The 14664-nt window shown below is 40.9% G+C and carries 10 protein-coding genes; all 10 read left to right on the plus strand.

What is annotated here, in order from left to right:
• Positions 1-145 precede the first annotated feature (145 nt).
• Positions 146-841 carry a sugar transferase gene (locus ADIS_RS18090; protein ID WP_010856127.1) on the plus strand — a complete coding sequence of 232 codons (696 nt, stop codon included), beginning with the start codon at positions 146-148 and terminating at the stop codon, positions 839-841.
• A gap of 296 nt (positions 842-1137) precedes the next feature.
• A complete protein-coding gene (locus tag ADIS_RS18095) occupies positions 1138-3297 on the plus strand; it encodes a bi-domain-containing oxidoreductase (RefSeq protein ID WP_010856128.1) in 2160 nt (719 codons plus the stop codon).
• Positions 3298-3535: 238 nt separating this feature from the next.
• A complete protein-coding gene (locus tag ADIS_RS18100; protein WP_238325455.1) occupies positions 3536-4660 on the plus strand; it encodes a glycosyltransferase in 1125 nt (374 codons plus the stop codon).
• 350 nt (positions 4661-5010) lie between these two features.
• On the plus strand, positions 5011-5799 hold the full coding sequence (locus tag ADIS_RS18105) for a polysaccharide biosynthesis/export family protein (RefSeq protein WP_035806827.1): 789 nt from the start codon (positions 5011-5013) through the stop codon (positions 5797-5799).
• Between the two features lie 105 nt (positions 5800-5904).
• Complete coding sequence (locus tag ADIS_RS18110; RefSeq protein ID WP_010856131.1) at positions 5905-8280, plus strand: GumC family protein; 2376 nt, start codon at positions 5905-5907, stop codon at positions 8278-8280.
• Between the two features lie 38 nt (positions 8281-8318).
• Positions 8319-9692, plus strand: coding sequence for an MATE family efflux transporter (locus ADIS_RS18115; RefSeq protein WP_010856132.1), 1374 nt, complete (start codon positions 8319-8321; stop codon positions 9690-9692).
• A complete protein-coding gene (locus ADIS_RS18120) occupies positions 9680-10954 on the plus strand; it encodes a glycosyltransferase (RefSeq protein WP_010856133.1) in 1275 nt (424 codons plus the stop codon). The genes ADIS_RS18115 and ADIS_RS18120 overlap by 13 nt, the downstream gene beginning before the upstream one ends.
• Positions 10935-12197 (plus strand): hypothetical protein, encoded by a 1263-nt coding sequence (locus tag ADIS_RS18125; RefSeq protein ID WP_010856134.1) that lies wholly within the window; start codon positions 10935-10937, stop codon positions 12195-12197. The genes ADIS_RS18120 and ADIS_RS18125 overlap by 20 nt, the downstream gene beginning before the upstream one ends.
• An 18-nt stretch (positions 12198-12215) precedes the next feature.
• Positions 12216-13277 carry a hypothetical protein gene (locus ADIS_RS18130; RefSeq protein WP_010856135.1) on the plus strand — a complete coding sequence of 354 codons (1062 nt, stop codon included), beginning with the start codon at positions 12216-12218 and terminating at the stop codon, positions 13275-13277.
• Entirely contained in the window at positions 13274-14593 is a 1320-nt protein-coding gene (locus ADIS_RS18135; RefSeq protein ID WP_010856136.1) for a glycosyltransferase family protein, read from the plus strand. Before ADIS_RS18130 ends, ADIS_RS18135 begins: the two co-directional genes overlap by 4 nt.
• Positions 14594-14664 lie beyond the last annotated feature (71 nt).

Consider the following 14664-nt stretch of genomic DNA (forward strand, 5'->3'; position numbering starts at 1 on the left):
ATACTAAAAAAAGTTTTTCAAAAACACAGCAAAAAATTTGGTGGGAATTTTAATTGGTTTTATATTTGTAAAAATGTATTTCAAATATACATTTATGTTTTTTAAATTCACAGAAGAAGGAGTGCTAAATTAAACAGCTGAGGTGATGGAAAATGTGATAACTAAGAGGGAGGTAAGTCAGTACTTTGGAAGTGCAGAAAAAGCGGTTGATTTCTCAGTCGAACTACCCGATTGCGCAACGGACTCGAGGAAGTTGTTCGCTAAGAGGGCTTTGGATCTTGGTGTGGCGTTGTTTGCGATTGTATTTATTCTGTCGTGGCTATATCCGTTGCTTGCCATATTAATAAAAGTAACCTCAAAAGGTCCCGTATTATTCAAGCAGTTGCGTCATGGGTTAAACAATGAGCCTTTTTATTGCTACAAGTTTAGGACCATGGTTGCTAATAAGGATGCGGATGTTAAGCAGGCCACCAAGGGGGATTCTCGGATTACGCCAATTGGGAGATTTCTAAGGGCGAGCAGCATAGATGAGTTGCCACAACTATTCAATGTACTTAAAGGAGATATGGCGATTGTAGGCCCTAGGCCCCACGCAATGCCTATGAACCTAGAATTTGCAAAAAATATTGATAATTTCATGTGCAGACATCAGGTGAAGCCTGGAATTACCGGATTAGCCCAAATCAAGGGCTATAGAGGCGAAATTCGTGATTTTCATGATATTTACGGAAGGTTTCGCTTTGATTTGTTTTACGTGAAAAATTGGTGTCTACTTTTTGATATCAAAATAATTCTAAATACATTCACGGCGCTGGTATTCAAGAGCGATAATGCTTACTGATTCCGGTTCACCTAGCGCCTGTTTTATGGTTTATTAGAAAAACCTATATGCCGTTAAGCAGCGTTTTTTGTTCAGAAAGTCGGGTTGTAGGGTAAGATTGAGATGATATTTTCTGGTCTTCACGTCTCTTCACACAAATATTTTGTTAAATCGACTGGGTTGATGGCTCGGTTTAACTACCTTTATGATTGGTTCTTCGGAATAAACTCTTAATAAACCCTTTGGCAATAAGTGGTAGCAGTTGGTATGCTCCATGAATAGGGATAATTCATTTTTAATCTAAGCAGTAATACGAGATGAAACAGGTAATTCAAAACTTTAAAACCGGGAAATTGTATGTTGACGATGTGCCACCTCCGGCGGTTTCGGAAGGGATGGTTCTCGTTGAGAATGATTTTTCACTCATAAGTGCCGGAACCGAACGGAGCACCACGAAAGTAGCTCAGGCGAGTTTGTTAGGAAAAGCCAAGCAGCGCCCTGATTTGGTCGCTCAAGTAATACAAAACATACGCAAGGAAGGTTTGAGAGCTACCTTTAATAAGGTACAGACCAAGTTAGATTCGCTGAAGGCGCTTGGATATAGTACATCTGGCCGTGTGCTGACTTCATTGGACACCAGGGGTATGTTTAAGCCAGGCGATAGAGTGGCGTGTGCAGGGGCTGACTTTGCCTCGCATGCTGAAGTCGTGTCGGTCCCGCAGAATTTGGTCGTAAAGATTCCCGACAATGTTTCCTCGGAAGAGGCTGCCTTCACGACTCTCGGTGCTATTGCCCTGCAAGGAGTCAGACAGGCAGAACCTCGCCTTGGAGAGCGCGTGGCTGTAATTGGTCTTGGTCTTTTGGGACAGCTTACCGTGCAACTTCTGAAGGCAAATGGGTGTAGGGTTTTTGGCATAGATATGGCAGAGTCTCTTATCCAACTCGCAATAGATTCTGGTGCTGATAAGGCCATCCATAGGAACGATGGCAATCTAATTTCTGAGTGTGACCACTTTACAAACGGATTTGGTTTCGATTCAGTGGTCATAACGGCTGCGACTTCTACGAATGATCCCATTGTTCTCTCTACAGAGATTTTAAGGAAAAAGGGTAGAATTGTTTTGGTAGGGGCGGTCAAGATGGATATTCCCCGAGAACCTTATTTCTACCGCAATGAACTAGAGCTTAAAATTTCCTGCTCGTATGGCCCTGGTAGGTATGACGTTAACTATGAAGAGTTGGGCCAGGACTATCCTTACGCCTATGTAAGGTGGACGGAACAGCGAAATATGGAAGCGTTTTTGGATCTGATTTCCCAAAAGGCAATCAATCTACAGTCGTTGATTACCCATACCTTTTCAATTGACGAGGCAGAGAAGGCCTATGATATTGTTATGGGCAAAACGCCAGAGCCACATATTGGAATCCTGTTGAAATATGCGGAAGATAGTAAAAAACGCGGTTCTAAGGTGGCAGTAAACCACGCGCCACAGCAGCAGATAAATGTAGGTTTTATTGGTGCCGGAAGTTTTGCACAAAGTTACTTGGTTCCCCACGTAAAGAGTTGGGGGGCGAGTCTGGATGGTGTGGTAACATCAAAAGGTATCACCTCCAAGAATGTACTGGATAAATTTTCCTTTAATTTTTGCTCAACGGATTCGAACGACATCGTAGGGAATGATAAGATCAATACCGTATTTATCGCTACGCCACATTCTTCCCATGCTCCCCTAGTGATTGATGCTTTGAAGGCCTCCAAGCGAGTGTTTGTGGAGAAACCACTTGCCATGGATTTGGATCAATTAAAAGAGGTAGTTGCAACAAAAAAAGCGCATGATTTGCCCCTTTTAGTTGGCTTCAATAGACGCTTCGCACCTATTTCCCGCGAAATAAAGAAAGAGTTGGGCAGATCCTCTGAACCGTTTGTCGTAAATATTCGGGTTAATGCAGGGTTTATACCAAAAGACCATTGGTCCCAAATTCCAGAAATTGGGGGAGGTCGGATTGTTGGCGAAATATGTCACTTTATTGATTTGATGCAGTTTTTTACGGGCAGTGACCCAATTAGGGTTTTTGCGGAATCGATCAATACACCCAACGATAAAATGATGGCGGATGACAATGTCTCCATAACAGTGAAATTTGACAATGGGTCGATAGGTAATCTGGTGTATGTGGCTAATGGCGACAAGTCGCTTCCGAAGGAGCAGATAGAGGTTTTCAACGCCGGGAATGTAGGGGTGATCAATGACTTTAGGAGTGGTACGCTATATAAGGGCGGAAAAGTCATAAAGCTAAAATCAGATGGGAAAGGTCATAAAGAGGAGGTTTACGAATTCCTGGATAATGCCAAGAAGGGAAATGATAGTCCAATTTCTTTCGAGTCAATCTGCTTGACCACGTTGGTCACATTCAAAATATTGGACAGTCTGAAGACAGGGCTACCTCAGCAAATTGATTTTGCTGATCTTGAATAACAAAGGTATTGGTTGAGTGAAACATAGAGAGATCCTGTCCTAGAGCGTTTACAGGCCGATCGCTTTGAAAAGATGCTCTGGACAGGGTGATAGGTAGGGTTTTATACTTGGTTGACTAATAGTATTAAAATAAGGAGATGTTTCGAGGGTTGTTCGCAATGGGTAAAATAGTCCTTTTTTGATTTATTAATTTTGTCATTTCGATGTCTGTGATTGGTCTCTTCCAAAGGTTATGGCGATGAAGATGGAGTTTTTATTTATTACGATTGATGTCTGGGATTCCCCGCCAAGGGCTAGGCATCAGTTGGCGCACGCACTTTCAAGAAATTTTAAGGTAACCTTTGTTTCAGGGAACGATTTTGGCAGTCCTTCGATCAAAAGGACTAAAGTCAGCCAAAACCTTGAAGTTTTCATTCCATCGTTTCCAATAAGCAGACGATTTAGGTATCGAACGCCCATTTTAAATGAATCGTACCAAATTTGGTTGCTGAGGAAAGTAAAGGATCTAATAGGAATGAGGGATGATCTCTATGTTATCTGCACTGATTTTGGTGGATACCTGACTCCGCGTTATTTTGATCGTGTGCTTTATTTTGCATCTGATGACTTCGTAAATAATATTGATGCTCCTGAGGTTGTAAAGGCGTATACGAGGTATACCCAAAACAAGCTAGTTGTTAATTCGTTCTTGGCGCTTGCCACTGCAAAAACGTTGGTTGAAGGGTTTAGACTACTTAATGCTAATTCTTTTGAGTTGCCGTTAGGTGCACCAGAGTTCGGTAGTTCCTCAGAAATTTTAATTCATGTGCGAAAGCGGGACGGAAGGATCAAGGTGGTTCTTTTGGGCTATATCGATAAAGTGAAGACACCCGTTCCTTTGTTAAACAAAATTTTGGAGCTCGGAAACACAGAAATCTATTTGATCGGGCCAATTAAAGACGATATAGTAGATCGCTTGATTGATCGAGACCGGGTAATATCGCTCGGAGTTCAGTCAGGAGAAGTCCTTTACAGAACTTTGAATGACATGGATGTCGCAATTGCTCCCTATTATATGGAAGATACCAACACTGGACGAACTCCCAATAAAATGTGGCAATATCTTGCAGCAGGAAAGCCAGCGGTTATTACGAATTTGCCGAATGTTCGTCATTGGGAGTTTCCTGAACACACGGTATACAAGGCCAATTCCGATGAAGAGTTTGTTCAGTATATCAAGGATGCCTACGAAAATGATTCGGACATTCATATCCAAAAGAGAGTTGAGCTGGCTAGGGAAAATTCATGGGGCAAAAGAGCGGATCATCTAATTAGTTTGATCCAGACCCGATCTAAACCACTTAATCTAAATAAATTACTGTAATTGCAATACAACCATCAATAAGAACTTAGGTCTTAGTTTATCTTGAAGCGGGAGTTATTCTATGCTGGGTTTTGATTGATAAGTTCGTGATTTTCTGTTACATTTGGACTTTAGAGTTTGTGAAAGAAGTTGGGCAAGACATGGTTTGTTTTATGCCAAATTCAAGTACCTGTGATTTAGGTTGGGGCGAGTGGTTGTTGAAGTGAGACGTTGTTGAGTTGCCTTTCGTTTTATGTAGATTATATAGTTAGATAAGAATTTCATCATTATTAATTTCATCCAATAAAAAACATCTTCTTTTTATTAAAAGCGATTGATTTTACGGGAGTATAGCTTAAATTATTTATGTCATGAGAAACAGACTTCTTGTTTTGGTGTTGGTGTGGGGCAGTTGGGCCTGTGCAAGTCGTAACCTAGTTTATTTCAGTGATATAAGTGAAGCTGATATGTATTCCGTTAGGTTTACAGAAATGGTTCAACCTAAGATTCAACGGGATGATTTGCTAAGGATTGTCGTAAGTAGTGCGAGCGAAGAATCAAACATTCTATTTAATGTGGGAGTAATGGAAACGGGGGCTGACGCAAGGCTTACCCAGGCGCAACGAGCATTGAACGAAGGATATCTGGTAGATGAGAAAGGAGAGATTAATTTTCCAGTTCTTGGCAAGGTTAAGTTGGAAGGGTTAACAAAGACCCAGGCGATCGATTTGTTGACCGAGAGGGTTTCCGAATATGTTGTTGATCCAATCGTGAACATAAGGTTTATTAATTTTAAGATTACAGTTATTGGTGAGGTCAACAGGCCATCTACGTTGGTCGTTCCCACAGAAAAAGTAAGCCTATTGGAGGCTTTGGGGTTGGCAGGAGATATGACGATGTATGGTAAAAGGGAGAATGTGTTGATAATACGTGAAACAGAGGGAGAACGTAAAGCTACCAGGGTTAATCTGAACAGTAAAGAATTTCTCGACTCTCCTTATTACTACTTGCAGCAAAACGATGTAGTTTATGTTGAGCCTGATAGAATAAAGGCAATACAGGCTTCTACCAATCAACGTTCATTAACGGTTATTGGTATAACTACCAGCTTAATGCTAGCCTTAATTTTCAATTTGAGGATCTATTTGGAACGGAATTGATATCGAGTATGACGCAAGCGACACACAGGAATGACTATCACCCTGTGATATTACATCCCGATAAACCGGGACAAGTTGTGACCGCTCAAAAACAATTATAGACACATGAAGAGAAGTGATATTTTGTCAGACTTGTTGATGGATGGCACCGGTGAAGAAAGATCGAAACCAATGGATTTCAAAAAGATCATTTTTCAATACCTGAGGTATTGGTGGCTTTTTTTGGTTTCCCTAGTATTGTTTGGCTGCATCGCCTACGTCTATATTTTCTTTTCAACGCCACTGTATAATGTATCCAGCACGATTATGATCAAGGTGGATAAAAACTCAGATTTTACCCAAAACATTGTATTTAGTGAGCTGGAGGGATTTGAAACTACCAAGCAGGTGGAAAATGAAATCGAGGTGTTGGGTTCTTTTAGTTTGATGAGGGATGCTATTGAAGAATTGCCTCTCGAAACCACTTTTTATTTAGAGGATTCCTATTCCAGAAGGAGGGAGATATACGGCTGGCAGGTGCCCGTTACGGTGTCGATTTTCCACGTTAATAGTGTAATCTATGAGGAGCCGGATGATTGGGCAGTGTACCTGAAATTGGAGGACGATGGTCTTTTGTTTTTGGAGGGAGACAACTACAATCGGTATTCATATGGAGATACGCTCCAGAATTGGTATGGTTCTTTTTCGATTAATAAGAATGAGTATTTTACAAACTATTCTCCGAAGGAGATGCTTTTTTTCTTTAATAACAAGGATAATTTGGCCGGTATCTACAGTTCTAGATTAAGGGTCTCTCTTTCTAGCAAATTTGCGTCGGTCTTGATCCTTAGTTTGCTTGACGCGGTTCCTGACAAGGGCAAAGATATAATCAATAAATTAATTGAGGTTTACAATAAGCAGGCCGTCAGAGAGAAGAATACGACCGCTGAAAATACCATAGCATTTATTGACAATCAGTTGGTTACCCTAATTGATGAGCTAAAGGAAGTAGAGCGTGAAATCGAGGTGTATAAGCGGGAAAACAATATATCGGGACTTGGTATAGAATATAATTCCTTTGTCGAAAACTCCAAGTCGTATGAATCCGAATTGTCCCGGAATCGAATTCAGATGGAAGTCCTTGCATCCATAGAAAACTACCTGGATAATCCCCAAAGTGAAGGGGTGGAGGTTCCCAGTACGCTTTCTATTGCAGATGCGACCCTCTCTGCACTTATCTCCAAGTTTAATCAACTGCAAAGTGATAAAGCAAGGATTTCCCGAACGGTGCAGCCCAGCAGTCCGATCATGATGGGCATTGAAGACGAATTAGCCTCGCTCAAACGTAACATCAAGGCTAATATTAATAATATCAAAAATAGCCTAGAGATTGAAAATAGAAACCTTTCGCAGAATATTAGGCAGATAGATGGCCGTATTTCCAGGGTTCCTGAAATCGAACGGGGTTTGCTCGAACTGCAACGAACGCAGAGCAGAAAGCAAGAACAGTTTCTTTACCTTCAGGCCAAGCGTGAAGAATCAGAGCTTTCCCTAGCCGCCACTACGGTGGCCAATGCGAGGGTAATTGATAAGGCCTCTGCGGGAAATTCGCCAAGTAAGCCCAACAAACCTTTATTTTACGGAATTGCTCTCATACTGGGATTTGGGTTGCCTTTTGGATTTGTTTATCTGAAATCCAATCTTGGCAATAAAATTGTCCAAAAGTCTGATATATCTGAAATCCTGAATAAACCGATTCTTGGAGAGATTTCCCATAGTTCCGAGAAGGAGTTTTTAGTGATTACGAAGAATAGAAGGAGTCCGATTGCCGAACAGTTCCGTTTGGTTCGGTCGAACCTTACGTTTATGAATGAAGATGAGCCAAGCAAAGTAGTTATGGTAACTTCTAGCATACCCGGCGAAGGGAAAACCTTTTTTAGTTTTAACTTGGCGGTTAGTCTCAGTTTAACAGGAAAAAAGGCTGTAGTTCTTGAATTTGATCTAAGGAAGCCCGCGCTTTTTCATAACTTGGGGATGCCTGTTGGTCTTGGTATTTCCGATTTTGTAAATGATGAAGCGTTGGAGCCCAATGATATTATACAGAGCTTTGACGCCATAGAGGGATTGAAGTTGGTTTCTTGTGGAGAGATACCCGAAAATCCGTCGGAGATGATACTAAGCGAGAGGGTTGAACGGCTTTTTGGTTTTTTACGAGATAACTTTGATTATGTTATTGTAGACACCGCACCTGTTGGCACTGTTTCTGACGCACTTAGTTTGGCCCGTTTTGTTGACACTACCTTGTTCATTGTCAGATACAATGTTACAGATAAGGCTAACCTGGAGTTTTTTAGGGAGATGGAATTTCATAAAAAACTAAGGAATATGTATATAGTTGCTAATGATGCGAAAGTAGGCTTGGGGCATTATGGATATGCTTATGGTTACGGCTATGATGCAGAGAAACCCAACAAGTCAAAGAAGAGTTATTCAAAAACCTAGCTTAAAGACCGGTGGGTATTTCCAGACGGGGATTTTTCATGAATCGTATAGCCGCTTTTATTCAGAGTAAGGTAAGTTTACTTACAAAAGGGAAATCAAGAACTGTAAAGGCCAAGAAGAATATTTTGGGTTCTATTCTCATTAAAGGAGGCAGTATCTTAATTTCCCTGGTGGTAGTTCCTTTGACAATAGACTATGTTAACCCGACCAGGTATGGTATTTGGCTGACTATTAGTTCCATTGTAGGTTGGTTTAGTTTTTTCAATGTAGGGCTGACGCATGGGTTACGTAATAAATTTGCTGAGTCTGTATCAAAGGGTGATACTGAGTCTGGTCGTATGTATGTAAGTACGACCTATTTCATATTGGCGTTGATATTTTTCAGTGTGTGGTTGATTTTCATTTTCGTAAATCCTTTTTTGAATTGGGCTCAGATTTTGAAGGTGTCAGAGGATATGCGAAGAGAGGTGTCAACATTAGCGGTGATTGTTTTCACCTATTTTTGCCTACAATTTGTGTTAAAGGTGATCAATACGCTTTTGACTGCTGATCAGCAGCCTGCTAAGGCCTCCCTTATTGATTTACTGGGACAAATGATTTCGCTGGCTATTATAGCAATACTCGTAATAACCACTGAGGGCTCTTTGGTTAATTTAGGTTTGGCACTTTGTTTAGCACCAATTGTTGTTCTAATATTGGCAAATGTATATCTTTTCAAAGGTAAGTATAGGTTGTATAGTCCACGGATTTCTGCAATTAATGTTAGCGAATCGAAAGGATTGTTTAACTTAGGGTTTATTTTCTTTATTATTAGTATTGCTAGTTTGATACAGTACCAGTCAGCAAATATTATTATTGCTCGTAGTTTTGGGACTTATGAAGTTACTTCTTATAATATTGTGTATAAATATTTCAATATCTTGGGTATGGCGTTTGGTATCTTTTTATCTCCTTTTTGGTCTGCTTCCACTGACGCATATCTTTCAAATGATATTCAATGGATAAGGAATGCGATCAAGAAATACCTGTTTTTGATTGTACTGCTTGTTTTTGGAGGGATAGGGATGCTGGTGTTTTCTCCTCAGGTTTACGATTTTTGGCTTAAGGGTCAGGTTGAAATTGACTTCATTTTATCAGTCTGGGGTTTTATATTTTTTATATCCTTTATGTTTGGCAATCTTTTTGTTAATTTTCTGAATGGTATAAGTGCTTTGAGAATTCAATTTTGGTGTAGTCTTATCAGTCCATTTGTGTACGTTGCGGTAGCTATTTTGCTGATAAGGTATTTTGAAATGGGCTTGAAGTCACTATTTATTGCTTCTCTGGTAGCGAATTTTAATGGGATCCTCGTCGCTCCCATTCAATATTATTTGATCATTTATAAGAACAGAAAAGGTATATGGGTGAAATAGGCATTGAAGAAGGGGGTAGGAAGGTGGTTCACCTGCAGTTTGGAAGTAGTCCATCTGGAAATTATACGATTCGGCTGCATGAGGCTTTTCTAGCATATGGGTATGATTCGTACGTTTTATCCCTTTATTCTGAGGTTGTAGGAGACCCAAGAATAGTTTCTTTGGGAGCGTTTGGTAAAAATGTACGTCGGTTGAACCAGAAAATTCAGGATTATTTAACTAGGAATAAACCAAAGGAATCAGGGGCATTTTCTCTGTCTCTATTAGGTTCAGATATCAGCAATCATCCGGTTGTTAGGCAATCTGATGTCATTTACGTGCACTGGGTTTTAGGGGGCTTCTTAAGCGTAAGGAACTTAAAGCAACTTGCCTCCCTAGGCAAGCCTATGGTGATGATTCTGCATGATATGTGGACGATCACCGGAGGCTGTTCCTATAGTTTCGATTGTGATAAGTTTTTGACACATTGCGGAAATTGTCCGGTGTTTCCCGAGGATAAGGAAGTGGATACTTCGTATAAACAATACGAGGAGAAGATGGAGTTTTACCGTTCATTTCGGAATCTGTTTTTCGTTTCCCCCAGTCATTGGTTAGCTGATCTAGCCAAGCGTGCCGAGATTACTAAAGGTAAGCCCGTATATAGGATCCCAAATCCGATCGATCAAAACCTGTTTAAACCCTTTGATAAGTCGGTAGCTAAGGGAATTCTCGGTCTTGCAGCGTATGACTATGTGATATGTTTTGGCGCCAATAAGGTGCATAGTCCCTATAAAGGATGGACGTATTTGAAGGATGCGGTTGTTAAGTTGAAAAGTGAGCTGCCCAATAAAGAGATCGTAATGTTGGTTTTCGGGAGTGCTGCATCTGAGGAGATTTCAGAGGCCATCCCTTTTCCAATAAAGTTTATGGGGTTTATCAGGGATGACTATACGACCAACCTTGTTTACAATGCTTCCGATGTATTTCTTGCGCCATCCTTGGCGGATAATTTGCCTACTACCATAATCGAAAGTTTATGCTGCGGAACGCCGGTGGTTGGATTTGAAACTGGAGGTATACCTGAAATGATCTCCCACAAATCAAACGGGTATATAGCTGCTTATCGGGATGCAGATGATTTCTGTAAGGGGATTGTTTATTGTCTCGAAAGAAAGCTGGTTGGCAAGCTACTTCCCGAGTACCAAGTGGACGTAATTATGGATCAGCATGCGAGTTTAATTTCCTATATGGAGCAAGAGGTGTATGACAATGGTCAAAGCTAGTCTAAAGCAACGTGTTAGATATGTTCTTTCGCATGATAGGCAGGAGATTTTACTGCTTAATCTTTTTTGGCTTGGGTTTCTACTTTATACCCTTGCTTGGACAATTACATCAAGCCGTCAAACAAATTTCGTTGTTTTCCAGTCTGTGCAGATCGTTGGCATTCTTCTGATGATCCCAACTGGATATAAGTTAGTCAAATTTGAATTTGACAGCCATTATCAGAAGGTTATTTTTTTTATGATTGTTTTTTGGGCAGGTATTATTTTTTTGCGTGGACTTTCATTTGAAAAGGAGGCGTTAAAGTTGATGCTTCTTAACCCCTGGTTTGGTGGATTCCTTTATTTTGTCCCACTTATTATGCTATTCCCGAAGAAGTTAATATACTACAAGAGAATGTTTGATGTTATCATGGTTTTAGGGGTTTTTTTTATCATCTACTCAATCCTTTTTCGTGGTGATCTATTAGAGACGGAGAAGAATGTTTTAAGTAGGGAAATAGTTGAATATTTTTCTAAGACCTTAGCAGTTGCTGTAAGTTTTATATTGATGACTTACTTTTATCATTCGAAACGTAGAAATCTAGCAGCATTTGGCATTTTGGCTTTATGTATATTTTTTGCGATTATTAGGGCAAGGAGGGGGTTGCTTTTCATGACGTTGGGTAGTTTGTTTTTAGTATTTGTATTATTTTGGATAAATACAAAGTACAAAATTGTAATGTTTTTGTTATCGGGAGGTGTTTTGGTGCTGTTAGGATCCGTGTCCGTTTATTTGGTGACAAGTTCGGAGGCGGAGTTTGTGTCTTACCTTCAGCAGAGGGGAGTTGAGGACACGCGTACTGGAGTGGAGCGATATTTTTTCAGTGACATGGAGGGATTAGATTGGGTAATAGGGAGAGGAATGATGGGTATGTATTATTCACCTACGATGGGTCAGGGCAATTATAGAGGTACCATCGAAACAGATTATTTAAATATGGTTTTAAAGGGAGGGTTGGTGCAAGTTGTGTTGTTTTTGCTGATTCTCGTCCCAGCGATTTATAAGGGCTTATTCCAATCTAGAAATACACTTTCTAAAGCAGCGGCTCTTTGGATTCTTTTTTGGATGGTCAATACACACCCTTCTACTGTTCAGGTATTTACTATGAATTATATACTTGTTTGGATCGGAGTTGGGATTTGCTATTCTGATACGTTGCGTAACTTGTCGGAAAAAGGATTGCGGGTTTATTTTATGATATAAACTATGAATAAGAAGGATATGAAATATAAGGTAGCTATTATCACAAAGCCTACCTTTGCCAGCCCGAGGGTTTTGTCGGACTGTTTGGCTCAGTTTCTAAAGGAGCGAGGGATGGAGGTTTCTGTGTTTTATGAGATCGCGTTTTTTAAGCGTCTTTTGAGTTTCTCGAGGGTGCGAAACAGGTATTCATGGCTCGCTTGGACCACCTATAAGTTACTGAATTTTGGCAGAGATAGACGTTTCGTTCGCAGAATGTCGGCATTTGATTTTGTTGTGATTGCAGAGACAAGCCCAAAATGCTATCTTAAAGATGAGTACGATTTTGTCAAAGGTAAGAGGATCCTAGGCGGCATTCCGATGGTTTATCACGGAGTTTACTACTTGGGCAATGCTCCGACGATATTGGATATGTTTGAACGGGAGGGACAAAATGATTCTACGATTTTCGATTGGCATTTGGCCGTTTCGTCCGTAACTGAGGTACGATCAACACCCACCCCTCCTTGGAGCCAAATCGGAATGTACCTAAAATCAAGTGGGTTGAAGCCGGAGATAAAGCGCCGAACGTTTGCGGTTGTCGATTTTGAGCGGGAAGGAAGGGAACAGATAAGGAACGAGCAGATCCAGGTTTTAAAGGATTTGGACATTCCCTATGTAGCCCTAAGTGGTAGCATGTCAATTGATCAGATTAGGGAGATTTACAGGCAAGCCACCTACTATTTTATCCAGTTCCCAGAGTCATTTGGTCTGCCAATAGCAGAGTGTTTAAGCTGTGGGGCCTACGTTTTTATGCCGGATAGTTCTTGGGCTATGGCCTGGCGGCTGGACGAGAACCCAGAGGTACATGGCCCTGGAAAGCTGGCCGATTGTTTTGTGGTTTATGACAATCATATGGATCTTACCAATAGATTAAGGGCATTGGAGGAGGCGTATGATTTAGAGGATACGCCCCGGAAGGTTTTTTCCTCATTTTTAGCCAATTATAGAAGCTATTACGAGGGCAGCGAAGAAGGATACAATGCTTTCTTGGCCTATTTGGAACAAAATATACACCCAAAGAGAATAAAGAAAGTGGGATGAGAGATTTGCCGAGGGTACTTATTTTAAATCAACCGTTTAATAGTCAATCGGGAGGAGGGATAACGCTATCTAATCTTTTCTCCGATTGGGATAGGGACAAATTGGCTGTCCTCTGCCCTTCTTATTTGATTAATGACGGTACAGAAGGCCATATTTGCCAGAATTACTATCAGTTGGGTTCAAAGGAGCACAAATGGCTTTTTCCGTTTAATTTCATCGCCAAGAAGCACTATTCCGGGCCATTGCTCATTAGCAGGGAAAAGTCATTGAGACCAAATGCCAAATCGGCGTCCCTCAGAAAGAGACTTCTGTCCGATTATTTGAATCCCATGTTCAGGGCTACTGGTATGGCGCACTGGATTTCCCGTTATGAGCTGTCGGATGAATTGAAAAATTGGCTCAACGCCTTCAACGCTGATATTATATATGCGCAGGCACAGAGACGTGAAAACCTGCTTTTTTGCCTTGTGGTACAAAAATACCTAAATAAGCCAATGGTCTTTCACATGATGGATGATTGGGTAGCGTGGGTGCCAAAAGGAAAGATTTTTGGAGTGGATTGGAGCAGGCAAATAGATATTGATTTTAGGGAAGTATTGAAAGCTTCATCGTTGCATCTAAGCATCAGCGATTTGATGGCAAAAGAATACCAGGAAAGATACGGCTATCGATTTATTCCATTTCATAATCCCATTGATGTTGATTTCTGGAGAAGAGGGCAGCGGCAAAGCTATGAGCTATCAGAAGTCCCAGAGATCTTATATGCTGGAAGAGTAGGGTTGGGAATTTCGGAGAGTCTTAAGATAATGGCCCGTGCGATCACGTCGTTGAATAAAGATTTAGGCCTTCGTATTCGATTCGTTATTCAAAGTGGCGATAAAGAACATTGGATGGATGAATATGAAGTGGTACAGCATCGATCGTTCGTAGAGTATAGCGAGTTGCCAAGTAGATTTGGAACGGCAGACATCTTGTTTTTGCCGTACGAATTTGCGAAGGAAGCAATACAGTTCTTTAAATACTCGATGCCAACGAAGGCTTCCGAATATATGGTCTGCGGAACCCCTATACTTATCTTTTCCCCGGAGGAAATGGCTATCGTTTCCTATGCCAGGGTTTACGGATGGGCTAAGGTAGTTACCGAAAACAGTCTTGATTCGCTGATTAATGCGTTAAAGGAACTTTTAGGCGATACTGAAATTCGGCAGTCGATAGGAACAAAGGCGATTTCAGTGGCAGCGGAAAGGCATGACGGGTTTTTGGTTAGGACCGAGTTTATGCGTTTACTTGGTGGGTTGGTGAATTCTGATAACTGAAGGAGAAGATCGAAGATGACGCATGAATTACACTATTCGATGACCTTAATCCATACGAGATATACCGTCCC

The sequence above is a fragment of the Lunatimonas lonarensis genome (assembly GCF_000390185.1).
Lineage (GTDB): Bacteria > Bacteroidota > Bacteroidia > Cytophagales > Cyclobacteriaceae > Lunatimonas > Lunatimonas lonarensis.

What these genes read in the sequence shown, in the direction of transcription:
- ADIS_RS18090 (WP_010856127.1), top strand. Translation starts at nt 146, where the DNA reads ATGGAAAATGTGATAACTAAGAGGGAGGTAAGTCAGTACTTTGGAAGT.
- ADIS_RS18105 (WP_035806827.1), top strand. Translation starts at nt 5,011, where the DNA reads ATGAGAAACAGACTTCTTGTTTTGGTGTTGGTGTGGGGCAGTTGGGCC.
- ADIS_RS18100 (WP_238325455.1), top strand. Translation starts at nt 3,536, where the DNA reads ATGAAGATGGAGTTTTTATTTATTACGATTGATGTCTGGGATTCCCCG.
- ADIS_RS18110 (WP_010856131.1), top strand. Translation starts at nt 5,905, where the DNA reads ATGAAGAGAAGTGATATTTTGTCAGACTTGTTGATGGATGGCACCGGT.
- ADIS_RS18125 (WP_010856134.1), top strand. Translation starts at nt 10,935, where the DNA reads ATGACAATGGTCAAAGCTAGTCTAAAGCAACGTGTTAGATATGTTCTT.
- ADIS_RS18130 (WP_010856135.1), top strand. Translation starts at nt 12,216, where the DNA reads ATGAAATATAAGGTAGCTATTATCACAAAGCCTACCTTTGCCAGCCCG.
- ADIS_RS18135 (WP_010856136.1), top strand. Translation starts at nt 13,274, where the DNA reads ATGAGAGATTTGCCGAGGGTACTTATTTTAAATCAACCGTTTAATAGT.
- ADIS_RS18120 (WP_010856133.1), top strand. Translation starts at nt 9,680, where the DNA reads ATGGGTGAAATAGGCATTGAAGAAGGGGGTAGGAAGGTGGTTCACCTG.
- ADIS_RS18115 (WP_010856132.1), top strand. Translation starts at nt 8,319, where the DNA reads ATGAATCGTATAGCCGCTTTTATTCAGAGTAAGGTAAGTTTACTTACA.
- ADIS_RS18095 (WP_010856128.1), top strand. Translation starts at nt 1,138, where the DNA reads ATGAAACAGGTAATTCAAAACTTTAAAACCGGGAAATTGTATGTTGAC.